Source organism: Sulfitobacter sp. 1A13679, from assembly GCF_043557115.1.
GTDB lineage: Bacteria > Pseudomonadota > Alphaproteobacteria > Rhodobacterales > Rhodobacteraceae > Sulfitobacter > Sulfitobacter faviae.
Window position 1 is genome coordinate 202,837 of sequence record NZ_JBIFFO010000001.1, and the last position, 21,517, is coordinate 224,353.

At 65.8% G+C, this 21,517-nt stretch carries 24 protein-coding genes and 1 riboswitch; of the genes, 5 read left to right on the plus strand and 19 right to left on the minus strand.

What is annotated here, in order from left to right; translation table 11 throughout:
- The first annotated feature begins 49 nt into the window (after positions 1 to 49).
- Positions 50 to 670 (plus strand): queuosine precursor transporter, encoded by a 621-nt coding sequence (locus ACGYLA_RS01085; RefSeq protein ID WP_394429626.1) that lies wholly within the window; start codon positions 50 to 52, stop codon positions 668 to 670.
- A gap of 329 nt (positions 671 to 999) precedes the next feature.
- On the plus strand, positions 1,000 to 1,422 hold the full coding sequence (gene arfB, locus ACGYLA_RS01090; RefSeq protein WP_067267837.1) for an alternative ribosome rescue aminoacyl-tRNA hydrolase ArfB: 423 nt from the start codon (positions 1,000 to 1,002) through the stop codon (positions 1,420 to 1,422).
- Between the two features lie 3 nt (positions 1,423 to 1,425).
- Here arfB and cobF read toward each other — a convergent pair whose 3' ends face one another.
- From cobF to cbiT, 7 genes are read right to left on the minus strand one after another with little or no spacing between them, the layout of a single operon-like run.
- A complete protein-coding gene (gene cobF, locus ACGYLA_RS01095) occupies positions 1,426 to 2,175 on the minus strand; it encodes a precorrin-6A synthase (deacetylating) (RefSeq protein WP_394429628.1) in 750 nt (249 codons plus the stop codon).
- Positions 2,172 to 2,474: a DUF1636 family protein gene (locus tag ACGYLA_RS01100; protein WP_394429630.1), complete on the minus strand. Its 303-nt coding sequence runs from the start codon at positions 2,472 to 2,474 to the stop codon at positions 2,172 to 2,174. The genes cobF and ACGYLA_RS01100 overlap by 4 nt, the downstream gene beginning before the upstream one ends.
- Positions 2,471 to 3,196, minus strand: coding sequence for a uroporphyrinogen-III C-methyltransferase (gene cobA / locus ACGYLA_RS01105; protein WP_394429632.1), 726 nt, complete (start codon positions 3,194 to 3,196; stop codon positions 2,471 to 2,473). Before cobA ends, ACGYLA_RS01100 begins: the two co-directional genes overlap by 4 nt.
- Complete coding sequence (locus tag ACGYLA_RS01110) at positions 3,196 to 4,518, minus strand: cobyrinate a,c-diamide synthase (RefSeq protein ID WP_394429634.1); 1,323 nt, start codon at positions 4,516 to 4,518, stop codon at positions 3,196 to 3,198. Before ACGYLA_RS01110 ends, cobA begins: the two co-directional genes overlap by 1 nt.
- A complete protein-coding gene (gene cobM / locus ACGYLA_RS01115) occupies positions 4,515 to 5,300 on the minus strand; it encodes a precorrin-4 C(11)-methyltransferase (RefSeq protein WP_394429636.1) in 786 nt (261 codons plus the stop codon). Before cobM ends, ACGYLA_RS01110 begins: the two co-directional genes overlap by 4 nt.
- Positions 5,301 to 5,305: 5 nt before the next feature.
- Positions 5,306 to 5,674: a cobalamin biosynthesis protein gene (locus tag ACGYLA_RS01120; protein WP_067267847.1), complete on the minus strand. Its 369-nt coding sequence runs from the start codon at positions 5,672 to 5,674 to the stop codon at positions 5,306 to 5,308.
- Entirely contained in the window at positions 5,671 to 6,852 is a 1,182-nt protein-coding gene (gene cbiT / locus ACGYLA_RS01125; protein WP_394429638.1) for a precorrin-6Y C5,15-methyltransferase (decarboxylating) subunit CbiT, read from the minus strand. The genes ACGYLA_RS01120 and cbiT overlap by 4 nt, the downstream gene beginning before the upstream one ends.
- Between cbiT and ACGYLA_RS01130 the strand changes: the two genes are divergently transcribed.
- Positions 6,851 to 7,600 carry a cobalt-precorrin-6A reductase gene (locus ACGYLA_RS01130; protein WP_394429764.1) on the plus strand — a complete coding sequence of 250 codons (750 nt, stop codon included), beginning with the start codon at positions 6,851 to 6,853 and terminating at the stop codon, positions 7,598 to 7,600. The genes cbiT and ACGYLA_RS01130 overlap by 2 nt on opposite strands.
- Here ACGYLA_RS01130 and cobJ read toward each other — a convergent pair.
- The 10 genes from cobJ to ACGYLA_RS01180 form a co-directional block, all read right to left on the minus strand.
- Positions 7,576 to 8,310 (minus strand): precorrin-3B C(17)-methyltransferase, encoded by a 735-nt coding sequence (gene cobJ, locus ACGYLA_RS01135; protein ID WP_394429640.1) that lies wholly within the window; start codon positions 8,308 to 8,310, stop codon positions 7,576 to 7,578. The genes ACGYLA_RS01130 and cobJ overlap by 25 nt on opposite strands.
- Complete coding sequence (gene cobI, locus ACGYLA_RS01140) at positions 8,307 to 9,038, minus strand: precorrin-2 C(20)-methyltransferase (RefSeq protein WP_394429642.1); 732 nt, start codon at positions 9,036 to 9,038, stop codon at positions 8,307 to 8,309. The genes cobJ and cobI overlap by 4 nt, the downstream gene beginning before the upstream one ends.
- Before the next feature lie 2 nt (positions 9,039 to 9,040).
- Positions 9,041 to 9,670, minus strand: a complete 630-nt coding sequence (locus ACGYLA_RS01145) for a precorrin-8X methylmutase (RefSeq protein ID WP_067265689.1) — start codon at positions 9,668 to 9,670, stop codon at positions 9,041 to 9,043.
- The gene (gene cobG, locus ACGYLA_RS01150) at positions 9,660 to 10,808 is read right to left on the minus strand and encodes a precorrin-3B synthase (protein ID WP_394429644.1); all 1,149 of its coding nucleotides are present in this window, start codon (positions 10,806 to 10,808) and stop codon (positions 9,660 to 9,662) included. Before cobG ends, ACGYLA_RS01145 begins: the two co-directional genes overlap by 11 nt.
- On the minus strand, positions 10,805 to 14,047 hold the full coding sequence (gene cobN / locus ACGYLA_RS01155; RefSeq protein ID WP_394429646.1) for a cobaltochelatase subunit CobN: 3,243 nt from the start codon (positions 14,045 to 14,047) through the stop codon (positions 10,805 to 10,807). Before cobN ends, cobG begins: the two co-directional genes overlap by 4 nt.
- A 6-nt stretch (positions 14,048 to 14,053) precedes the next feature.
- Positions 14,054 to 15,088, minus strand: coding sequence for a cobalamin biosynthesis protein CobW (gene cobW / locus ACGYLA_RS01160; RefSeq protein WP_271688495.1), 1,035 nt, complete (start codon positions 15,086 to 15,088; stop codon positions 14,054 to 14,056).
- Positions 15,085 to 15,459, minus strand: a complete 375-nt coding sequence (locus ACGYLA_RS01165) for a DUF1636 family protein (RefSeq protein WP_394429648.1) — start codon at positions 15,457 to 15,459, stop codon at positions 15,085 to 15,087. The genes cobW and ACGYLA_RS01165 overlap by 4 nt, the downstream gene beginning before the upstream one ends.
- Before the next feature lie 72 nt (positions 15,460 to 15,531).
- Positions 15,532 to 16,044: a hypothetical protein gene (locus ACGYLA_RS01170; protein WP_394429650.1), complete on the minus strand. Its 513-nt coding sequence runs from the start codon at positions 16,042 to 16,044 to the stop codon at positions 15,532 to 15,534.
- An 11-nt stretch (positions 16,045 to 16,055) separates the two neighbouring features.
- The gene (locus ACGYLA_RS01175) at positions 16,056 to 16,739 is read right to left on the minus strand and encodes a CbtA family protein (protein ID WP_394429652.1); all 684 of its coding nucleotides are present in this window, start codon (positions 16,737 to 16,739) and stop codon (positions 16,056 to 16,058) included.
- Positions 16,740 to 16,952: 213 nt separating this feature from the next.
- On the minus strand, positions 16,953 to 17,123 hold the full coding sequence (locus ACGYLA_RS01180) for a CbtB-domain containing protein (RefSeq protein ID WP_082849519.1): 171 nt from the start codon (positions 17,121 to 17,123) through the stop codon (positions 16,953 to 16,955).
- Between the two features lie 33 nt (positions 17,124 to 17,156).
- A riboswitch (cobalamin riboswitch) is annotated at positions 17,157 to 17,374 on the minus strand.
- Positions 17,375 to 17,539: 165 nt separating this feature from the next.
- Here ACGYLA_RS01180 and ACGYLA_RS01185 point away from each other — a divergent pair.
- The gene (locus ACGYLA_RS01185) at positions 17,540 to 18,550 is read left to right on the plus strand and encodes a PAS domain-containing protein (RefSeq protein ID WP_394429654.1); all 1,011 of its coding nucleotides are present in this window, start codon (positions 17,540 to 17,542) and stop codon (positions 18,548 to 18,550) included.
- A gap of 3 nt (positions 18,551 to 18,553) precedes the next feature.
- Here ACGYLA_RS01185 and pncB read toward each other — a convergent pair whose 3' ends face one another.
- Positions 18,554 to 19,846 carry a nicotinate phosphoribosyltransferase gene (gene pncB, locus ACGYLA_RS01190; protein WP_394429656.1) on the minus strand — a complete coding sequence of 431 codons (1,293 nt, stop codon included), beginning with the start codon at positions 19,844 to 19,846 and terminating at the stop codon, positions 18,554 to 18,556.
- Positions 19,847 to 19,915: 69 nt separating this feature from the next.
- Positions 19,916 to 20,512, minus strand: a complete 597-nt coding sequence (gene pncA, locus ACGYLA_RS01195; RefSeq protein ID WP_394429658.1) for a bifunctional nicotinamidase/pyrazinamidase — start codon at positions 20,510 to 20,512, stop codon at positions 19,916 to 19,918.
- 98 nt (positions 20,513 to 20,610) lie between these two features.
- On the opposite strand from pncA, the gene ACGYLA_RS01200 reads away from it, so the two are divergent.
- Positions 20,611 to 21,510 carry a rhodanese-related sulfurtransferase gene (locus tag ACGYLA_RS01200; protein WP_394429766.1) on the plus strand — a complete coding sequence of 300 codons (900 nt, stop codon included), beginning with the start codon at positions 20,611 to 20,613 and terminating at the stop codon, positions 21,508 to 21,510.
- Positions 21,511 to 21,517: the final 7 nt, after the last annotated feature.

Below are 21,517 nucleotides of genomic sequence, written 5' to 3' on the forward strand. Positions count from 1 at the left end.
CGATCCCCGCAGGCCAAGTCGCCGCACCCTTGCACAAAACGGTTCACATATGACACGCACCTATCTTCCCGGCATCCTTGCCATGGCCGCCATCGTCGTGGCCTCGAATATCCTTGTTCAGTTTCTCTTTGGCCAATGGCTGACCTGGGGGGCTTTCACCTATCCGCTGGCCTTCCTCGTCACCGATGTGATGAACCGTCTCTACGGTGCCTCCGCCGCGCGCCGGGTCGTGTTGGTGGGCTTTGTCGTGGGCCTGATCTGCTCGCTCATTGGGACGCAGATCATGGGCGAGTTCGGCCCGCTGGTGACGATCCGCATCGCCGTGGCTTCGGGCACCGCCTTCCTCGTGGCGCAGCTGTTGGACGTGACGATCTTTAACCGTTTCCGCGATGGCGCATGGTGGCGCGCGCCCTTGGTCAGCACCTTGATCAGCAGCGCGATCGACACAGCGCTGTTTTTCTCCATCGCCTTTTCGGCCGGCCTGTCGTTCATCCACCCCGCCACCGATGTCTCTTGGGCCGCTGAGACGCTGCCGCTTTTGGGCGCGGGCCCGCTCGCGCCGCTCTGGGTCTCGCTCGCCGTGGCGGATTGGTCGGTCAAACTGGCCATCGCGCTCATCGCGCTGATCCCCTTCCGGCTGCTGACCGCACGGCTGACCGCCCGCGCGTGATACCGGCGCAGGGGGCCACCCCCTGCCGCCGCGCCCCTCTAAAAAAACGCTTTGCGAATTTCAAAACCTGTGCAACGCTCAGGGTGAGTTCAACAAATGTAAAGGAGGTGATCCAGTGTCAAGAAAGGTATTGGAGCGAGGTGTCGGAACAGCCAGCGGGGTTTCCTGCTAGGGCAGCCCCTGGCAATGCAACCACCTGGTGGACGTCGGTCTAACCGATCCCCCTCCTGAAACCATTCGATTGGGCCGCTCCGTAAGGGGCGGCCCATTTCGCATTCCCCCTTCACCCTCACCGCGCGGGCTGGCATGTTGCGGGGCAAGGAGAGCCCATGCTGCACATCAACGATGACATCGCCATTCAGGATTGGGAGCTGACGGAAAGCTTCATGCGTGCCTCCGGCCCCGGCGGGCAGAATGTGAACAAGGTCTCCTCGGCGGTGGAATTGCGGTTCGAAGCCGCCACCTCGCCCTCCCTGCCGCAACCGGTGAAAAACCGCCTGCGCCGTCTGGCCGGGCGGCGCTGGACCACCGAAGGTGCGCTGGTGTTGCAATGTGACGAGACCCGCAGTCAGGCCCGCAACCGCGAGTTGGTGCGCGAGCGTCTGGCCGAGTTGATCCGCCGCGCCCTCACCCCGCCGAAACGCCGCATCGCCACCCGCCCGACGCTGGGGTCGAAAAAGCGCCGTCTCAAGGCCAAGAAGGTGCGCGGGGAGGTCAAAGCGATGCGGGGCAAGGTCGATCCCGACGGTTAAGGATCAGCCGCGCCGCAGCAGGTAGATGTCCATGATCCAGCCATGCGCCGCGCGGGCGGCGGCACGGGTGGCGATGATGTCTTCGGCAACCTCGGCCAGCGGGCCATGGCGGATGATCTCTTCGGCCATGCCGACATAGGCGCCCCACCAGATCGTCACGCCTTCCGCGTCCAACGCCTGAAAAGCGCAATCGCCATCGAGCATGATCACCAGCGTATCGACCCCCTCGGGCCAACCGTGGTCGCGCAGCTGCCGCCCGGTGGTCACCATGAAGGGCGCGCCAATTTCATTCAGCGGGATCGCATGAGACGCGGTCAACCCTTGCAGCGAGGTGATGCCGGGGATCACGGTCATACGAGGCGCAGGATCCAGCCGCGCGGCGATGCGCAGGGTGCTGTCATAAAGCGACGGGTCGCCCCAAACCAGCAGCGCCACCCGTCGCGCGGTCGGATGCTGCGCCATTGCCGCGCGCCACGCATCCGCAATCGCATCATGCCACTGGTCCACCCGGGCGCGGTAATCCTCAATCGCCGGGTCGCGCACGGGTAGATCGAAGCCGACGATCTGCACCGCCTTATTGGTCAGCACCTCGTCGCAAATGCTGCGCCGCAGCCCCGCCAGATCATCTTTGCCCGCCCCCTTTTGCGGGATCAGGATCAGGTCTTGCGCGTTCATCGCCCGGATCGCTTGCAGCGTCAGATGTTCTGGGTTGCCGGTGCCGATGCCGATCAAAGTGAGTTCGAACGCGCTCATCCCGGTATCCTCGCAATCGCTTTCAGCCGCAGCCCGCCCAGCACCCGCGCGTCGGGGAATTTCCCATCGGCGGAGGCGGCATAGAGCGTCACGAAACGGCGCAGATCATCCATGTCGGCTTCGGTGATCTCTCCAAACAGATAGGCCACCTTGCCCGGCGCACGAAAGGCCACCGTCTGCGCCCGCGTACAGCCCGACATACAGTCGATGCCCTCGACCTGCACCTCAGGCAATTCGGCGCGGACCACATCCAGAAAACCGCCATCGGCGGTGCAAGAAGTGCAAACGAAAGCCTTCACGCCTCGAACTCGGCCAAAGGCCCGTAGAAGATCAGCGCGGGCGTGGTGCTGCTGACGGTTTCTAGATAGCATGCCAATGTCTCAATGGTGAACCGTTGCACCTTCTCCGCCGGGGTCGAAACCGCCTCCGCCAAAAGCGCGGGCGTGGTGCCGGGCAGCCCGTGTTCGATCAAGCGCGCGGCGAGGCCGGCAAAAGTGCGTTTGCCCATATAGACCACCGTGGTCGCCATCGGATCGGCCAGAGCGGCCATGTTCACGTCGCGCGGCAATTCGCCCGTCACATCCGCGCCGGTGATGAATTGCACGCGCCGCGCCGTCATGCGGCGGGTCAGCGGGATGCCTGCGGTGGCGGCGGCGGCAGAGGCGGCGGTGACACCCGGCACGATCTCGAAAGGGATATCCGCCGCGCGCAGTGCGATGATTTCTTCCTCCAGCCGTCCGAACATGCCGCTGTCGCCGGATTTCAACCGCACGACCTTCAGCCCGGCTTGCGCATGATCGACCAGAACGCGGCTCACATGGTCTTGCTTGGGCGAGGCGCGCCCGGCCCGTTTGCCGACGCCGATCAGGTCCGCATCAGGCCGCGCGTGCTCCAAAATCGGGCCTGCGCTGAGGTCATCGAAGAGCACGACATCCGCCGCCTGCAACCGTGCCACGGCCTTGACGGTCAAGAGCTCCGGATCGCCGGGGCCGGAGGAGACGAAGGAAACAAAGCCCCCCATCACAGCGCCGCGATCATGTGAAAGAAGGTGCCCGTGGCACGCCCGCCCCCCGCGAAATCGCGGACCGAGCCGGTCTCGGGCACTTCAAAGTCATTGGCATCGGTGATCCGCGCCAGCGGGGCGTCCGGCTCGGCAAGGATCGTGGCATAGTGGAACTCATGCCCACGCAATTCGGCCCGTGCGGAATGGCCGGGGATCGGCGCGTTGAGGTCGGCCTGACGGTAGCCCAGATGCATCTTGCGCTTGGCGAAAGAGGTCTCGAGCCCCAAAAGCCCCGCCATCTCATGCCGGGTGCCCTCCTTGTCGATGAGACCCGCGCCCATCGCCATATAGCCCCCGCATTCGCCGTGCACGGGGCGGGTCTCGGCAAAGGCGCGCAGCCCGTCGCGGAATTGCGCGGCGGCGGCGAGCCTGCCGGCGTGAAGTTCCGGGTAGCCGCCCGGCAGCCAGCAGCAGTCGGCACTGTCGTCCGGCGCTTCATTGGCGAGCGGGGAGAAGGGCAAAACCTCTGCCCCCGCCGCGCGCCATCCGGCCAAGAGATGCGGATAGACAAAGGCGAAAGCGTTGTCCTGCGCCAGCGCGATGCGCTGCCCGGGCGGGGTGATCTGCGCCGGAGCGGGCGGGTTCTGCAACGTGCCCCGCGCGGCGGCCCGCAGGGCGGTGACATCAACATGGGCCGCGACGAATGCCGCCGCCTGCCCCAACAGATCGGGCAGGTTTTCCTGCTCTCCGGCCTGCACCAGCCCGAGGTGACGCTCGGGCATTTCGATTTCCACCCGGCGCGGCAGCGCGCCGAAGACTTTGATCCCGACAGCCTCCATCCCCGCGCGCACCAGCGTCTCATGCCGGGGCGAGGCGACGCGGTTCAACACCACGCCCGCCAGTTCCACATCGGGCCGCATCTCGCGAAAGCCAAGCGCCGTGGCCGCCACCGATTGCGCCGCCCCCGATACGTCGAGCACCAGCACCACCGGCCAGCCCATCAGCGCCGCGACATCGGCGCTCGCGCCATTGCCACAGGCGCCCGGCTTGGCCACACCGTCAAACAGCCCCATCGACCCCTCGCCGAGGATCAATTCGGCCCCATCGGCATTGCCGACCAGCCCTTCGATCCGCGCGCGGTCCATCGACCAACTGTCGAGGTTGAAAGACGCCCGGCCCGAGGCCGCCGTGTGAAAGGCAGGGTCGATGTAATCAGGGCCGCTTTTGAACGGCTGTACCGCGACACCTTCCGCGCGCAGCGCGGCCAACAGCCCCAGCATCAAGGTCGTCTTGCCCGTGCCGGAAGCGGGGGCGGAAATAAGCAGGCCGGGCGGGATCATGAGGAGGTCTCCGGAAAGCGCGGCTCGGCCCCAACGGGGCGGAAGCGGCGGTCATAATCGGCGGCGTAAAGGCGGCTCTCGCCGAAATCCTCGGCCCCGATGGCATGGCCCACGAGGATCAGCGCGGTGCGGGCCATTTCCTCGCCCACCTCGGTGCGCAGGGTCGCAAGCGTCGCCTTGACGATGCGCTGATCGGGCCAGCTTGCACGCCAGACCACGGCGACGGGGCAATCGGCACCGTAATGCGGGGTCAGTTCTTCGACGACTTTATCAAGCACATGCACCGACAGATGGATGGCCAGCGTCGCCCCGGTGCGGGCGAAATTGGCCAGCGTCTCGCCTTCGGGCATCGCCGTGGCGCGGCCCGAGGTGCGGGTCAGTATCACCGATTGCGCCACGCCCGGCAGGGTCAACTCGGCCCCCAGTTCCGCGGCGGCGGCGGCAAAGGATGGCACCCCCGGCGTCACGTCATAGGCGATGCCCATCTCGCGCAGGCGGCGCAGCTGTTCGCCCATCGCCGACCAGACCGACAGGTCGCCCGAATGCAGGCGCGCCACGTCATGACCTGCGGCATCGGCGGCGGCGATTTCCTCTATGATGTCATCCAGCGACAGCCGTGCGGTATTGACGATCCGCGCCCCTTCGGGGCAGTGGCTCAGCAACGCCTCGGGCACCAGCGACCCGGCATAGAGGCAGACCGGGCAGGCCGCGATCTGGTCGCGTCCGCGCAGGGTGATGAGATCCGCCGCCCCCGGCCCGGCCCCGATGAAATGTACAGTCACGGTATCTATCCTTTCCTCTCGGCAATCGCCGCAGTGGCCATGGCATCGCCCGAAACGACGCGTTCGGCAACCAATACCGCCCCCGGCCCGGCGGCGGCCAATGCGGCGGCCTCGGACAGGGAGCCGGTGCCGAAACGGTCTTCGATCCGAGCCGATTGCGTGGGGGTTATCATGCGGGCCAAGTCTTCGGTGGTGATGCCGAGCCCCGGCACGCCCAACTCTTGCGCGAATTCGCGGAAGACGGTGGCGCGGGCCTTGGCGGCTTCGGTCACCAGCGCGTCGATCTTGGTGCCATCGGGGTTGGCCCGCGCCAGCGCATCGCGCAGTGAGGCGACGCTCGCCGCGCCCCGAAATCCGATCCCGGCCATCCTCATAGTGTCACGCTCCATTGTACCACGGGCCGCAGCGGCTGCCAGCCGCGCATCCGGCCCAAAGGCGCCGCCTGTGCCAGTTCGATCCGCAACAGGGCGCCGCCATGCTCCGCTTGCAACTGCGCCAAAAGCGCCTCGGTTTCCAGCGTCACACCGTTGGCGACCAGCCGCGTGCCCGCTGGTAGCGCAGGCAGGAGGGCATCGTAAAGCGCCGCGTTCCCGCCGCCGCCGACAAAGACCACATCCGGCAGAGGCTGCCCCGCCCAGACATTTGGCGCGCGGCCATGAATTGTTTGCATACGCGCGTTCAGGCCAAAATCTGCGATATTGCGGATGATATTCTCGACCCGCGCGGCGTGCTGCTCAAAGGCGATGGCGTGCCCACCGGCAAGACAGAACTCGACCGAGACCGAGCCGCTCCCCGCGCCGATGTCCCACAGCAACTCGCCGGGCCGAGGGGCGAGGGCCGACAGCGTCAGCGCCCGCACCGGCGCCTTGGTGATTTGGCCGTCGCTGGCAAAATGGTCATCCGACAGGCCGGGGGTGCGCGGCAGGCCGATGCCCTTGGGCAATTCCACCCCGACCGCCACCGGCGCTTGCACATCCGTCAGATCGAAGCCATCCGCCTGCACCGCCCGCACCCGCGCATCGGGACCGCCCAGCCGTTCGGCCACATGCAGCCTGGCCGCGCCCGCGCCCTGTGTGCAGAGGAACTCCGCCAGCGTCGCCGGGGCCTCCCCATCGCGCAGCAGACAGATCATCCGCCCCTTGGGACGCAGGGCCCCACGCAACTGCGCCAGCGGTGCGGCGTGAAGCCCGTGGCAAGTAACCTCCTCCAACCGCCAGCCAAGCGCATTGGCCACCAGCGAAAAGGTCGAGGGCGCGGGCAGGCTGTGCCATTCGTCGGGCCGCAACGCGCCGACAATGCTGCCGCCCGCACCGAACCAGAAGGGATCGCCCGACACCAGCATCGCCACGCGTTTGCCGCGCTCGGCCAACACCGGCTCGACCGAGAAAGGCACGGGCCAAGCCCGCCCGCGCGCGCCTGCGCCTGCCCGCTCCAGATGACGCGGCCCGCCAAAGATCACCTCGGCCTTTGCCAGCGCCGCGCGGCTTGCCGGGGGCAAGGCATCCGCGCTATCGTCGGGCATTCCGATGATGCTGAGCCAAGGGTCACCCATTATGCGCGTCCTTCTTTTGGGTGGCACCACCGAAGCCAGCGCCTTGGCCCGCGCCTTGGCCAAAGCCGAGATCGACGCGGTGTTTTCCTATGCCGGGCGCACCGACAGCCCCGTGGCCCAGCCCCTGCCCACCCGCGTCGGCGGCTTCGGGGGCGTGGCGGGGCTGGTGGCCTATCTCGAAGCCGAAGCGATCACCCATGTCGTCGACGCAACCCACCCCTTCGCCGCGGGGATGAGCAACAATGCCTTCGTCGCCTGCGCCCGGCAAGACCTGCCGCTCGTGCGGTTCGAGCGCCCCGCGTGGGAACCGCAGGAGGGTGACGACTGGACCTTCGTGCCCGACCTCACCGCGCTGCCCGCCGCCCTGCCCGACAGCCCGGCGCGGGTGTTTCTGGCCATCGGCAAGCAGCAACTGGCGCTTTTCGCTGCGAAACCGCAGCACCGCTACCTCCTGCGCCTCGTCGATCCGCCACGCGAGCCGCTGCCGCTGCCACGGGCGACGGTCGTGTTGGCGCGCGGGCCCTTCGACGTGGCGGGCGATACCGCGCTGATGCAGACCCATGCGATCACCCATGTGGTCGCCAAGAACGCCGGAGGCTCCGGCGCGCGGGCCAAACTGGATGCAGCCCGCAGCCTTGGCCTGCCGGTGATCTTGGCCGAGCGGCCGAAACTGCCGGGCGAGGTGGCCGCCAATGATGTGACCGAAGTGATGCATTGGCTACATCATACCGCGCTGCGCGGCGTATAGACATAGCGCCCGACCCGCCGCGTCGCGGAATTGCCGACGATCACCACAGTGCGCATATCCGCCATTTCAGGAGTCGCTTCGCCCAACGTCACGGTGTTGAACGCTTCTTCGGCTGTGGTCACGGCGCGGGCAAAGGTGATCAGCCGATCCGGCCCGCATTCGGCGCGCAGAATATCCAGCGCTTCGGCGAATTGATGCGGCCGCGACTTGCTGCGCGGGTTATAGAAGGCCATGGCGAAATCCGCCCGCGCGGCCATCCGCAGACGGTGTTCGACCATCGTCCACGGCTTGAGGTTATCGCTAAGGTTGATCGCACAGAAATCATGGCCCAAGGGCGCACCAAGCCGCGCTGCTGCCGCCAGCATCGCTGTGATACCGGGCAGCACGCGGATGTCGACGCTCTCATACGCCGGGTCGCGCTCTACCGCCTCGAACACCGCCGAGGCCATGGCAAAGACGCCCGGATCACCCGAAGACACCACCACCACCCGCGCGCCGGCTTGCGCCAGTTGCAGTGCGTGTTCGGCGCGGTCCAACTCCACCCGGTTGTCACTGGGGTGAAGCGTCAGCCCGTCGCGGGGGGCGACGCGGGCGACGTAAGGGATATAGCCGATGACATCGGTGGCCTGCGCCAGCGCCTCGGTCACCTCGGGCGTCACAAGCGCGTCGTCACCGGGGCCGAGGCCCGCGATATGAAGGATGCCGCTCATGTCTCCGCCTCCGGTCTGCGGCCTTGACCATGGACCAAGACGATCGCGAAATAGGGGCAGTCGTCATCCGCCACGTCAGAAAGCCTCGCCACCCGCTGGTCGGGCATGGTGCCGCGTTCGACCAGCCAAGCGTCCTCCAACTTGCCCGCCGCCGCCAGTGCGCGGCGCACGCTGGGCAGGTTGCGGCCCGTCTTCATCACCACCAGCGCATCGGCGCGTTTCATGTGGTCAGTCAACTCGGCCTCGGGCAGCGTGCCCATCAAAACGGTCACCACGTCATCGCCCCAAGTGAAGGGGGTATCCAGCGCGTTCCAACAGCCCACCATGCCGGGGATCGCGGGCAGCACCTCAACCTCGGCGCGGCCCTGAAGCCGCGTGTGCAGATGCATGAAGGAGCCGTAGAAGAAGGGATCACCCTCGCAGAGCACGACGACCTCATGATCCTGGGCCAAGGCTTCTAGCCGGTCGGCCCATTCCTCGTAAAAGGCGACCATCTGGGCGCGATACTCGGGCGAATCAAAGCGCAACTCGGTGGTGACGGGATATTCCATCGCATATTCGATGACGTCGTCGCGCAGCATCCCCTCAACGATCCGGCGTGCTTGTCCGGCACGACCTTTCTTGCGAAAATAGGCCAGATGCCGCGCGCCGCGAATGGCACGGTCGGATTTCACGCTCATCAGTTCGGGGTCGCCGGGGCCAAGGCCCGCGCAGATAATCTTGCCCATTGTCATTCCACCCTGCTGGCCAAGGCGTTGACCGCCGCCACGGTGATCGCCGAGCCGCCCAAACGCCCCTGCACAATCATCGAGGGCACCGGCAGGTCCTGCATCAAAGCCTCTTTCGATTCCGCCGCGCCGATAAAGCCCACCGGGCAGCCGATGATCGCCGCCGGGCGCGGGCAATCGGGGTCTTCGAGCATGTTGAGCAGGTGAAACAGCGCCGTGGGCGCATTGCCGATGGCCACCACGGCGCCTTGCAGATGGGGCCGCCACAGTTCCAGCGCGGCGGCGGAGCGGGTGTTGCTCATCTTCGCGGCCAGTGCTGGCACCGAAGGGTCGCGCAGGGTGCAGATCACCTCATTCTCGCGCGGCAGGCGTTTGCGGGTGATGCCTTCGCTGACCATATAGGCGTCGCAGAGGATCGGCGCGCCGTCCTCCAGTGCCGCCCGCGCGGCCACGGCCATGCCTTCGGAAAAGCGGATGTGCTCCTCCAGCCCGACCATGCCCGCGGCGTGGATCATGCGCACGGCGACGATCTCTTCTTCCGGGGTGAAACGCGCCAGCGCCGCTTCGGCGCGGATGGTGGCGAAGGACTGACGGTAAATCTCGGCACCGTCGGTGATATAGCTATGGGGCATCGGCGGACTTTCTAAGGTGAGAGGCGATGGCGGCGGGGGTCAGCCCGCGCAAATGAGGGGGCGCATCGGCGTGGCCGTCGCGGATAAGGTCATACTCCCCCGGCGCGGTGGCGGTCAGGGTGAGGTCGGTAGCGCGCGGCGCGGCGCAGCCCTTGGCGCAGCCGGAGACATGCAGGCGTTGCCCCTTCGGCACCACGGCGGCAAGGTGCCGGGCCAGCCCGCGCGTCTCGCCCCGGCCCTGTGCGCAGCCCGGCGCGCCGATACAGGCAACGACGCGCAACAGCGGGTCATCGGCGGCGGTGATGAGACCGGCCAGATCAGGCAGGCGCGGGGCACCTTCGATCAGCAGCCGCCGCCACGGGGTCAGGCGCAGCGGGCCAAGCTCGGCGAGCGCGGCAAGCGTTTCGGCCTCCATCTGCCCGAAAGCACAGGCGACAAGCGCCCCGGCTGGGTAGAGGCCGGGGGCGGGTGTGCCCTGCCCTGTCTGACGCGGACAGTCAAAACCGGCGGGAAGCGGCGCCCCCGTGGCCGTGGCGCGTGCGGCGCGGGTCACCCCCTGCGCGCGCACCCATTCGGCCAGCGCGATGGCTTCGGTCACCGCAGTCGCACGGGTCACGGGCTTGCCCCGCGTTGCCCCTTCAATGCAGAGCAGCAGTTGACCCTCCGCCGAACGCTCGAACCGGATGTCGGCGGGATCGGCCTGCAACACCGGCTGCGGCCCCGCATCGACCGCATAGCCAAATTTGGCGGAGACATCCGGCAGCGCATGGGACTGCGCGGCGGCAGAGAGGGCTTGGCAAAGGAAATCCGTATCATCGCCCGCCTGCCAAAAGGGGCTGACCATGATGTTGCGCCGTCGCTCCGTCCGCTCATCCGCGTCGATCAGCGCCAGCGCGCGCAGCGCGTCGATCAGACCTTCGTGCCGCGCGGGATCGACGCCGCGCAGTTGCAGATTGCCCCGGTTCGACAGGTCAAGCATGCCGTTGCCATAGCGCGTGGCCAGCCCCGCCACGCCGCGGGCTTGGGCCGGGGTCAAGCGTCCCTGCGGCACCCGCAGACGCACCACCAGCCCATCGCCCGAGAGCATCGGACGCAGCGCACCGGGGCACCAGCCCTTGATCGCCGGAGCCGCGCTCACGTCACCCCGTCCAATGTGGCCGAGATTGAGTTGCGGCGGGTCAGCCAGAGGCCGGACTCGCGCAGCGCCGCAAAACGGTCGCGCATGGCCTGCAAGGCCGCGGGGTTCTCGGCCTCCATAAAGGCGACCAGATCATCGCGCCCGAGCGTGGCGTCGAAGTAGAGGTCGAAGAGATGCGCAGGCACCTCGCGCGTCAGATGCGCAAAGGCAGCAAGGTTGTCGAGCGTCGCCGCCACCTCTGCCGCGCCGCGGAAACCGTGGCGCATCATGCCGCTGGCCCAATTGGGATTGGCCGCACGGGCGCGCACGACGCGGGCTATTTCCTCGGGCATGGAGCGTGCGCGGGGGCTGCCAGCGCGGGTGTGATCGAGGTGGTACATCGCCGGTTTCTGCGCGCCCAGATGCGCCATCGCGGCGGCAAAGCCGCCTTCGTGGCTGGCATAGTCCGAGGCCAGCAGGATATCGCTTTCGGCCAAGTCCTGCACATGAGCAAAGCCATCGGCGCGCTGCAACTGCGCCTCCAGCGCGGCGCGGTCCTGATGCGCCTCGCCTTGGGCGTTGATCGCCCATTCCGACCCCGCCAGCCACGCCTCTCCCGCCGCGGCGCGACCGGCGTCGGAATAGTCTTGCAAGGCCGCTTCCATATTCACACCATAAAGGCCCGGCTTGGGGCCAAAGACACGGGGGGTGCGGGTGAGATAGGGGTTCATATCCGGCGCTTCTTCGCGTTCGGCCAATGCCGCCGCCCCGGCTTCGAAAAGCTGTGCAAGACCGGGAAAGACATCGCGGAACAGGCCCGAGATGCGCAGGGTCACGTCGATGCGCGGACGGTCCAGCAGGGTCAGCGGGATCACTTCAAAGCCCGAAACCCGCTCACTGCCCTCATCCCATTTCGGCGCGATCCCGGCGAGATGCATCGCCATGGCGACCTCTTCGCCCGCCGTGCGCATGGTGGCCGAGCCCCAAAGGTCGATCACCAGCCCGCGCGGCCAGTCGCCATTGTCTTGCAGATGCCGTCTGAGCAGTTCCTCGGCCAGTTTCACCCCCTGCGCATGGGCGGCCCGGCTGGGCACCCCGCGCGGATCGACGGCATAGAGGTTGCGCCCCGTCGGGAGCACATCAGACCGCCCGCGATAGGGTGAGCCGGAAGGCCCGGAGGTGACGCGCCGCCCCGCCAGTGCGGTCAGCAGCCCGTCCCATTCGCCCGCCCCCGCGCCGAAGACGTGCAGACCATCGCCGTATTGGCTTTCCTTGATGTCGCAGACGAAGGCGTCGATCCGGGTCAGGGCCTCGGCCGAGGAACTGGCGGCGTCGAGGCCGAGGTCATCTTCCACCCCCGCCGCCTGCGCCTCGGCGCGGATCGTGTCGACCAGCCGGTCGCGGCGCGCGGGGTCGAGCCCGTCGGCGGTGGAATATTCATCCAGCAGCCGTTCCAACCGCAATAGCCCCTCGGGCGTTTCGCTGTCTTTCAACGGGGGCGGCAGATGGCCTAGCGTCACCGCCCCGATACGCCGCTTGGCCTGCGCCGCTTCGCCGGGATCGTTGACGATAAACGGATAGATCACCGGCAGATCGCCGGTCAGCGCCTCGGGCCAGCAGTCGTCCGACAGAGCCACGGCCTTGCCCGGCAGCCACTCCAGCGTGCCATGCGCGCCGATATGCACCAGCGCGTGATTCCCCTGCGCGCGCAGCCAAAGGTAGAAGGCCACATAGGAATGGCGCGGCGTGCGGGCGAGGTCGTGATAGCTGTCTTCGCGGTCTTGCAGATCGCCGCGTTCGGGTTGTAGCGCGACCAACGCATTGCCGCAGGTTTGCGCGGCGAAGTGGAACGCGCCGTCTTGAACCAGCGGATCATCCTCAACCGTGCCCCATGCATCGCTGAGGTCATCGCGCAGCGCCTGTGGCAGGGTGGCCAAGGCGGCATTGTAATCCGCCAGCGGCCACGAAATGCGCTGTTCGGTAAGGCTCCGGCCAAAACCGATCTGCGGCGTGACGCTATAGCCCTCGCCCGCCAGCCGCATCAGCATGTCTTCGACGCTGGCCAGCGCATCAAGGCCGACCGCATGGGCCAGTTGATCGTCCCGCCCCGGATAGGTCGAGAGCACCAGTGCCAGCTTGCGTGTGGCCGCCGGGGTCTGCGCCAGCCGATGCCAGCCCAGCACACGGGCGACGACAGCCTCGATCCGCGCCTCTTCGGCGCGGTGGGCAAAGCGGGAATATTGCAGATCGGGGTCGCGCTTTCCGGGGCTCTTGAAGCTGACGACGCCACCGAAGATGCGGCCATCGACCTCGGGCAAGACCACATGCATCGCCAGATCGGCGGGGGAAAGGCCGCGCTCGCTCTCGTCCCAATCGCGCCGCCGGGCGGTGGAGAGGGCCACTTGGAACACCGGGCAGCCCGGCGCGTCGAGTGGGGAGGTGCCGTCATCCCCGCGCCCCGAAAAGGCGGTGGCGTTGACGATGGCCACGGGTTTCATCGCCGCCAAGGCATCGTCCAGAAAGCCCCGCGCGGGATCGGATTTGAGCGAGGGTACAAAAAGCCCGATGGCGTTCAGCCCCGCCGCCCGCAACGCCCGGATCAGCGCATCGACGGGCGCGGTATCGGCGGCCAGAAGATAGCTGCGGTAGAAGGTGACCCCGACGGTATCCCCTGCCACGTCGGCAAAAGGCACCACGCCCTGATCGGGGTCGTAATAGCCGCAATCAGGCACCGTTTTCGCGCCCATCACCGGCCCGGCATAGAACCCCGCCGCCAGTGCCATCTGTGCCAGTGCGGCCTGCGCCGCCACCGGGCCGCCCGCGTCGCAGAGATGCGCAAGACGGCGCAGCGTGGAAACCGGCAAAGTCGAATGCGCGTCGAGCCCCGGATCCTCGCGCCCATCGGCGGGCAAGACGGCCAGCGCGATATCATGGCGGCGGGCGAAGTCTTGGACCTGCATGATGCCGTAGGGCCAGTAATTCTCCCCCCCGATGAGGCGGATCAGAATGCCCTTGGCCCCGGTCAGCGTCTGTTCGATGTAGTTGTCGACCGAGGCCGGGTGCCGCAGCGCCACGAGGTTGCACAGCCGCAGCGAGGGCAGCTTGCCCTCCCTGCCGCCGCCGCGGTGCCAGCCTGCCGCGAAAGCGCCGAGGTCACTGTCGGAAAACGACAGCACCACCAGATCGGCGGGGGTTTGCCCCGGATCATAGGGGGTGTCGGTATCCTCCAACCCGTGGCTTTCGCGAAAGACGACATGCATGGGCGGTCAGGCTCCCAAAGTCTCGCGGATTTTGGCGAGGTCGATGTCGTCATGCTCGGCGATCACCACCAGATGCCCGGCGCGCGTGTCGCTGCCCCAAGGGCGGTCGAACTGCTGGCGCACCCGCGCGCCCACGGCCTGCACCAACAGGCGCATCGGCTTGCCCTCAACCGCGACATAGCCCTTCACGCGCAGGATGTTCTGCTCACGCGCGAGCCGTTCGATCGAGGCCACCAGCGCATCGACATCCGACACTTCCGGCATCGGGATCACCACGGTTTCGAAATCGTCATGCTCGTGATCGTCGTGGCCGTCATGATGCGAAGGGCGCGCGGCGAGGTCGTCTTCGGCGGCAGCGTTGAGGCCGAGCACCACCTTGGGGTCGATCACGCCTTCGGTCATCTCAAGGATCGGAATCTCACGCGGGCTTTCCTCTTCAATCACCTTACGGGCTTTGGCAAGGCCATCGGGACCGGCGAGATCGGCTTTGGACATCAGCACGATATCGGCGCAGGAAATCTGATCTTCGAACACTTCGGAAAGCGGCGTTTCGTGGTCGAGGCTGTCATCGGCCAGACGCTGCGCGTCCACGGCGGCGACATCGGCGGCGAAAGTGCCAGCGGCCACGGCCTCGGCATCGGCCAGCGCGATGACGCCGTCGACGGTGATCTTGGACCGGATCGCGGGCCAGTCGAAGGCTTTAAGCAGCGGTTTCGGCAGGGCCAGCCCAGAGGTTTCGATCAGGATGTGATCGGGGCGCGTCGGCAGAGCCATCAACGCTTCGATGGTGGGGATGAAATCATCCGCCACGGTGCAGCAGATGCAGCCATTGGCCAGTTCGACGATATTCTCCGCCGGGCAGTCGTCGATGGCGCAGGATTTCAGGATGTCACCATCCACCCCCACGGTGCCGAATTCATTGACCAGAACGGCAAGGCGACGCCCGCCTGCATTGGTCATCAGGTGGCGGATCAACGTGGTCTTGCCCGCGCCGAGAAAGCCGGTGATGACGGTAACGGGGATTTTAGCGAGATCGCTCATGCGGTAGGCTCCTGCGGCAGGGTCAAAGGGGGGATACGCGCAAGGCTTTGCTTGCGAAAGATGACCGGGCGTTCGCGCCAGGGCACCAGCCCGTCTTGGGTGGCGGCATAGGCGGCGGCTCCGGCAAGGATGTCGGCGGCGTCTTCCTTGGTCAAGCGGCCATAGACATAGGACCATTTGCCCGGCGCAGACAGCGCCACGGCGGCCCCCTGCGAACAGGCGGAAAGACATTGCACCGGCACGATGGTCACGCCCTCGGGCGCGCCTGCGGCGTCGAGGGCGGAATGAAGCTGCGCGCCGGGGCGCGGGGCGTCTTCCTCCAGCACCTCACCGGCGCGGCAGGTCATGCAGACATGTAGGGTTGCGCTCATTGATCTTGTCCCATCGGGTTATGCGTGCCGGGTATGCGCTCCGGCCCGCCATGAAAAGGGGAGGCGGTGCGATTATTCAACCGTCAGCACCTCACGGGCTGTAATCGGCGCGCCGTTCACCGCCAAGGGGCGGTGGTCGTTGGCGTTGAGCGTGACCTCTACCGTGACCTCGCCCTTGGGCAGGTCAGCCAGATGCAGCCACGGGCCATAAAGCCGCCCGATTTTGGCACCGTTGACATAGACATGGGCATGGCCCTCGCCCGGTTGATTTTCGCCGCTGGCATTCTGCGGGGCAAAGGCGAAGCCTTCGGTCTCAACAAAAAGGTTGTGGCCTGACATCGGGTCGGGGGTCACGCGGATGGCAAGGCTGGGGGCCTCTTCGACGGCCAGCGCGATGGGCTGGCCGTGCATCCGCGCGTGATCCGCACCACCGTGATCCATGGCCACATGCCCGCCGCCGCCATGGGCGGCAGGGTCGCCGTGATCATGGCCGTCAAAGGTCACACCGTTGCTTGCGGCGATGGCAAAACCGATGCCACCGCCAAAGACCAATCCAATGGCGAAAAGCGCCAGTGATCTGTCCATTTCGACCTCCCTTAGGCGCTCTGCGCGCCTTCACGTTGCCAAAAGAACCCGGCGAAACTGCCCAGCAACACCCATGCGGCCAAGCCGATGCCAAGCGCACGCGCGGCGAAAAGCGCGCCGATCTCGGTCGGGACCGGGCCGCTGAAGCTCTCGGGCTCGGGAGCGCCGATGACATGAGGGGCCATCAGCAGAACCGCCGCCCCGATCCACGCGCCCCAACCCTTGCCAAAGGCCAGCAGCCATAGCGCCACCAGCGCTGCCGCTGCGGTGGCAAACCACCAGATCTGCCGCGCGGTGATGTCTGCGGCAGCGACGCCGGGCACTTCGGGCGCAAGGCTGAACCCCGGCGCGAGGTGGAAGGCGACGAAGCCTGCAACGCCCCAAAGGATGCCCCAACGGCCATCGATCACCGCGCCGCGCTCTTCGCCCAAGCTCATCGCGGCGAGAAGGATCAGCGCATAGGCGGTATAGGTCAGCATGGTGAAGATCAGGCTCAACCCATCGCGGACGGCATCGAAACCGGGCAAATCGGGGTGCGCGCTGACGGGGTCGACCCCGAAATGCACCAGCGCGCCGGTCTCATAAAGCTCGGCATGAAGCAGCACGGGCTGCACGAAATAGAGTTGCAGCAGGCCGGTCAACAGGCCGGCAGAGGCCCCGGCAAACAGGGCGGAAGTCAGAAAACGTGAAAACATCGCAATGATCCTTAGATGCGAAATGATACTCAGCGCCGCGCGAAACGCGGGCCGAGCCATCAGCCAGCCTCAAGATGCACCAAAGCCCTGCCCACACGGTAAAGAGCGGAGGCAGGCAAAACGGCAAGAGGCGGGCATGGAAAGAAAACCAGAATCACAGACAGCCGGACTGCGGCATGGCAGCCCGGACCCCTGTGATACCGAACGCGGCGCTTAGTGGCAGGGAAAGCCTGTCGCGTGGCGCACGTCATGGGCGGCATCATGCAGTGCTGCGGCCTGCACATGGCCGGTCAGCGCCATCAGAGCCACACCCAATACGGCGGCAAACAGCGCCGGTACGAGTTTGCTGCGCGTGGCACCGGCGGTCTTAATCATCGTCGTCATCTTCAATCTCCTTACCGTCACACCCGACGGCATCTAGCGTTTCATTTGCCTGGCAGGTCTCCTGGCTCGCGGGTCGTGGCCTTTGCCCGCCTTCCCCGTCCGAAAGGACAAGTGGCACGAGGGGCATTGGCTTACCGCTTACAGTCGCGGGGGCGGCTTCGGCTTCAGGGTCGGGCGACCCCTTACTGAATTCCCTTTTCGGTCCCACACTCAAAGGCGCTTTTCGGGACACCAAGCGCCCTCAATTACGCATTTTAGGCCCTTCCTGACAAGCCGCATTTATCGAACCTCGCGGAACCGTATGGCGCATACAGCATTTAGTAGATAAATATGGCCCAACCCCCAGTATGCGGGTTGACCCAAAAGCCACGTGCAGGGCACATTGACGGCCAGTTTCGATCAGAGGGCGGAAATTCATGAACGACAACACGGTCTCCGCCGCTCGGCAGACCCTGACCGAAGACGTTCTAGGCAAGGTCGTGCGCTATGCCCGCCTGCCGCTGTGCATCACTGACCCGACCCTGCCGGACAATCCCATCGTCTATGTGAATGACGCTTTCACCGATCTCACCGGCTATGGCTTGGATGAGATCGTGGGCCAGAACTGCCGCTTCCTGCAAGGTCCGGAAACCACGCGCGAAAGCGTCGATGCGGTGCGCGAAACCCTACTGGCGCGCCGGGTCGACACGGTTGAGATCGTGAACTACCGCAAGGATGGCAGCCGCTTCCTGAACGCCCTACAACTGGGGCCGATCAATGACGAAGACGGCAATCTGATCTACTTCTTCGGCTCGCAACTCGACGTTTCCGAACGCCGCCGGGTGGAACGGGAGCACCGGCAACTGGCCGATGACGAATTGCTGCACCGGCTGCGCAATATCGTCAACGTTATGACTGCGATGGTCCGCCTGACCGCCCGTGAGGAGCCGACCCCGGCGGCCTTTGCCGACAAGGTGATCGAGCGGCTGGCCGCCTTGGGCGCGGCGCATTTCGACACGATTGGCCGCAGCGACCAGCATGAGGTGGATTTCGAGACGCTGATGGGGCCGATCATGCGGGCCTATACCTCGGCCACCGAGGATCAGATCAACCTCACCGGGGCGAATCCGCTGATCTCGCACCGCCTCGTTTCGCCCCTGACGCTGGCCTTGCACGAACTGGCGACGAATGCGGTGAAACACGGCTCGCTCAGTTCCGATACCGGGCGGGTATCGCTGGATATCACCATCCTTCAGGAGCCTGCGCGCATGCGGTTTGTCTGGCGCGAAACAGGTGGGCCAGAGGTCATCAAATCTCCGCGCAACAGCGGCTCGCGGATCATCCAGTCCTTGACCCGCGCGGTCGGCGGCACCCTGCACTACGATTGGCAGCCCGAAGGGTTGATTGCCACGGCGGAGTTCCCCGTGGCCGCCCTTAACGAAGGCTGAGCGTCAGACGATCACCTGCTGCGCGGCCTGCTTTCCGACCCCGAAAACACGCTTGTAACGCGCGATTTCATCCGCCGGCCCCATCGCCTTGTTCGGGTTGTCCGAGAGTTTGACCGTGGGCCGCCCATTGGCGCTGACCGCTTTGCAGACCAAACTAAAGGGCGCCAGCGCATCATTCGGCACCAGCCCGCGGAAGTCATTGGTCAGCAACGTACCCCAACCGAAAGAGACCTTGGCCTTGCCCGCGAACTGCGCGTGCAACTCCTTGATTTTGTCCACATCCAGCCCATCGCTGAAGATCACCCGCTTGGTCGTCGGGTCCTCGCCACGCGCGCGCCACCAGTCAATGGCCGTCTGCGCCGCCGTGGCCGGATCGCCGCTGTCGACGCGGATGCCGGTCCAACCCGCCAGCCAATCCGGCGCGTGATCGAGAAAGCCCTTGGTGCCGTAGGTATCGGGCAGGATGATCCGCAGATTGCCCTCATGCTCATCATGCCAATCCGACAGCACGTCATAGGGCGCGCGGGCAAGGGCGGCGTCATCCTCGGCCAAAGCGGCATAGACCATGGGCAACTCATGGGCATTGGTGCCAATCGCCTCAAGCTCGCGCATCATGGCGATGCGACAGTTGGAGGTGCCGGTAAAGGCATCGCCCAGCCCCTCATGCATCGCCTGCACGCACCAATCCTGCCAAAGGTAGGAATGCCGCCGCCGGGTGCCAAAATCCGCGATTGAAAGGTTGTCGACCTCGCGCAGCGCTTCGATCTTTTCCCAGACGCGGGTCATGGCGCGAGCGTAAAGCACCTGAAGCTCGAACTTGCCCATCGGGTCGAGCGCGGCGCGGCTGCGCAGCTCCATCAGCACCGCCAGCGCGGGGATCTCCCAAAGCATGACCTCATGCCACTTGCCCTCAAAGGTCAGCTCATACTGATCGCCCTTCCGCTCCAGATGATAGGGCGGCAGGCGCATGCCCTCGAACCACTCCATGAAATCGGGGCGGAACATCTGGCGTTTGCCGTAGAAGGTATTGCCGCGCAGCCATGTGCTCTCCCCCCGGCTGAGGCTGAGCGAGCGGATGTGATCGAGTTGCTCGCGCAACTCCCCCTCGTCGATCAGCTTGGCCAGCGGGATATGGGTGGAGCGGTTGATCAGGCTAAAGGTGACCTGCGTGTCCGGCTTGTTGCGAAACACCGATTGGCACATCAGCAGCTTGTAGAAATCCGTGTCGATCAGCGACCGCACGATGGGGTCGATTTTCCACTTGTGGTTATAGACGCGGGTGGCGATGTCGACCATGGGAGGTTCCTTATTGCGTGCCCCTTCATGCCAAGGGGGCGGACAGATGGGCAAGGGGAAAGCGGCGGATCAGGCCAGCGTCACCCCCGCCGCGCGCATGCCTTCGCGGGCCTTGGCAAGCGATCCGTCCAGATCAATCGCGCGGCACAGGTCTTCGCGCACATCGACCTTGAACCCAAGTTTTGCCGCGTCCACAGCCGAGAAGTTCACGCAGAAATCCAGCGCCAGCCCCACCATGGTCAGCCGCTCGATCCCGCGCGTGCGCAAATAGCCTTCGAGCCCCGTGGGCGTGCGGTGGTCATTCTCGAAAAACGCCGAATAGCTGTCGATGTCGGGGTTGTAGCCCTTGCGAATGATCAGATCGGCGCGGTCGGTTTGCAACTCGGGGTGGAACTGCGCGCCAATGCTGCCTTGGATGCAGTGATCGGGCCACAACACCTGCGGGCCGTAGGGCATGGTGATGACCTCGTAAGGCCCGTTGTCCTTATGCGATGAGGCAAAAGACGAATGCGCCGCCGGGTGCCAGTCCTGCGTCAGGATCACCGCGTCGAAGTCGGGCATCAGCGCGTTGATGCTGCGCAGAATCTCATCGCCCTGCGGCACTTCCAGCGCGCCGCCGGGGCAGAAATCATTTTGAACGTCGATCACGATCAGGGCATGGGTCATGGGCATTCTCCTTACCGAAAGGGGTAGGGCTGCGGGTGGGGTAGGTCAATGGCACGCGCCGGATTGAGCTTTGCCGCCGAAGCGCTTATTTGACGCTCATGTATACCATCGCCGCCCTATATCACTTCACCCGCTTCGACGATCCCGCCGCGCTCAAACCCGCGCTCTTGGCGCTTTGCGAGGCGCAATCGGTCATGGGCACGCTGCTGTTGGCCCCCGAAGGGGTGAACGGCACCATCGCCGGGCCGCGCGCCGGGGTCGACGCCGTGATCGCCCATCTGCGCGCCCTGCCCGGCTGCGCGGATCTGGAATGGAAAGAGGCCACCAGCGACAAGCCGCCCTTCGGCAAGATGAAAGTGCGCATCAAGCGCGAGATCGTGACGATGGGCCAGCCCGATGTCGATCCCCGCGCCAAGGTGGGCCATTACGTCGACCCCAAAGACTGGAACGAATTGATCCGCTCCCCCGATGTGGCGGTGATCGACACGCGCAACAGCTACGAAGTGGCGATTGGCACCTTCGAAGGCGCGGTCGACCCCGAGACCGAGAGCTTCGGTGAATTCCCCGCGTGGTGGGAGGCGAACAAAGACCGCTTCCACAACAAGAAGATCGCGATGTTTTGCACCGGCGGCATCCGTTGCGAAAAATCGACCAACTATCTGATCGGTCAGGGCGTCGAGGATGTCTTCCACCTCAAAGGCGGCATCCTGAAATACCTCGAAGAGGTGCCCGAACAGGAAAGCACATGGGAAGGCGACTGTTTCGTCTTCGACAACCGCGTCAGCGTCGGCCATGGGCTGCGCGAGGGGCCGCATATGCTTTGCCACGGCTGCCGCCGCCCGATCCTGCCTGAAGATACGCAGCACCCCGCCTATGAGGCTGGGGTGTCCTGTCATCAATGTGTGGATGAGACCTCGGCAGAGGATAAGGAACGGTTCCGCGAACGCCAGCGCCAGATCACGCTGGCCAAGGAACGCGCGGCGCGGGAAGAGGGCTGACCGCCCG

Coding starts and splice junctions, on each gene's coding strand:
- ACGYLA_RS01085 (WP_394429626.1), top strand. CDS start 50: ATGACACGCACCTATCTTCCCGGCATCCTTGCCATGGCCGCCATCGTC.
- arfB (WP_067267837.1), top strand. CDS start 1,000: ATGCTGCACATCAACGATGACATCGCCATTCAGGATTGGGAGCTGACG.
- cobF (WP_394429628.1), bottom strand. CDS start 2,175: ATGAGCGCGTTCGAACTCACTTTGATCGGCATCGGCACCGGCAACCCA.
- cobA (WP_394429632.1), bottom strand. CDS start 3,196: ATGGGGGGCTTTGTTTCCTTCGTCTCCTCCGGCCCCGGCGATCCGGAG.
- ACGYLA_RS01110 (WP_394429634.1), bottom strand. CDS start 4,518: ATGATCCCGCCCGGCCTGCTTATTTCCGCCCCCGCTTCCGGCACGGGC.
- ACGYLA_RS01120 (WP_067267847.1), bottom strand. CDS start 5,674: ATGAGGATGGCCGGGATCGGATTTCGGGGCGCGGCGAGCGTCGCCTCA.
- cbiT (WP_394429638.1), bottom strand. CDS start 6,852: ATGGGTGACCCTTGGCTCAGCATCATCGGAATGCCCGACGATAGCGCG.
- cobJ (WP_394429640.1), bottom strand. CDS start 8,310: ATGAGCGGCATCCTTCATATCGCGGGCCTCGGCCCCGGTGACGACGCG.
- cobI (WP_394429642.1), bottom strand. CDS start 9,038: ATGGGCAAGATTATCTGCGCGGGCCTTGGCCCCGGCGACCCCGAACTG.
- ACGYLA_RS01145 (WP_067265689.1), bottom strand. CDS start 9,670: ATGCCCCATAGCTATATCACCGACGGTGCCGAGATTTACCGTCAGTCC.
- cobN (WP_394429646.1), bottom strand. CDS start 14,047: ATGCATGTCGTCTTTCGCGAAAGCCACGGGTTGGAGGATACCGACACC.
- cobW (WP_271688495.1), bottom strand. CDS start 15,088: ATGAGCGATCTCGCTAAAATCCCCGTTACCGTCATCACCGGCTTTCTC.
- ACGYLA_RS01165 (WP_394429648.1), bottom strand. CDS start 15,459: ATGAGCGCAACCCTACATGTCTGCATGACCTGCCGCGCCGGTGAGGTG.
- ACGYLA_RS01170 (WP_394429650.1), bottom strand. CDS start 16,044: ATGGACAGATCACTGGCGCTTTTCGCCATTGGATTGGTCTTTGGCGGT.
- ACGYLA_RS01175 (WP_394429652.1), bottom strand. CDS start 16,739: ATGTTTTCACGTTTTCTGACTTCCGCCCTGTTTGCCGGGGCCTCTGCC.
- ACGYLA_RS01180 (WP_082849519.1), bottom strand. CDS start 17,123: ATGACGACGATGATTAAGACCGCCGGTGCCACGCGCAGCAAACTCGTA.
- ACGYLA_RS01185 (WP_394429654.1), top strand. CDS start 17,540: ATGAACGACAACACGGTCTCCGCCGCTCGGCAGACCCTGACCGAAGAC.
- pncB (WP_394429656.1), bottom strand. CDS start 19,846: ATGGTCGACATCGCCACCCGCGTCTATAACCACAAGTGGAAAATCGAC.
- pncA (WP_394429658.1), bottom strand. CDS start 20,512: ATGACCCATGCCCTGATCGTGATCGACGTTCAAAATGATTTCTGCCCC.
- ACGYLA_RS01200 (WP_394429766.1), top strand. CDS start 20,611: ATGTATACCATCGCCGCCCTATATCACTTCACCCGCTTCGACGATCCC.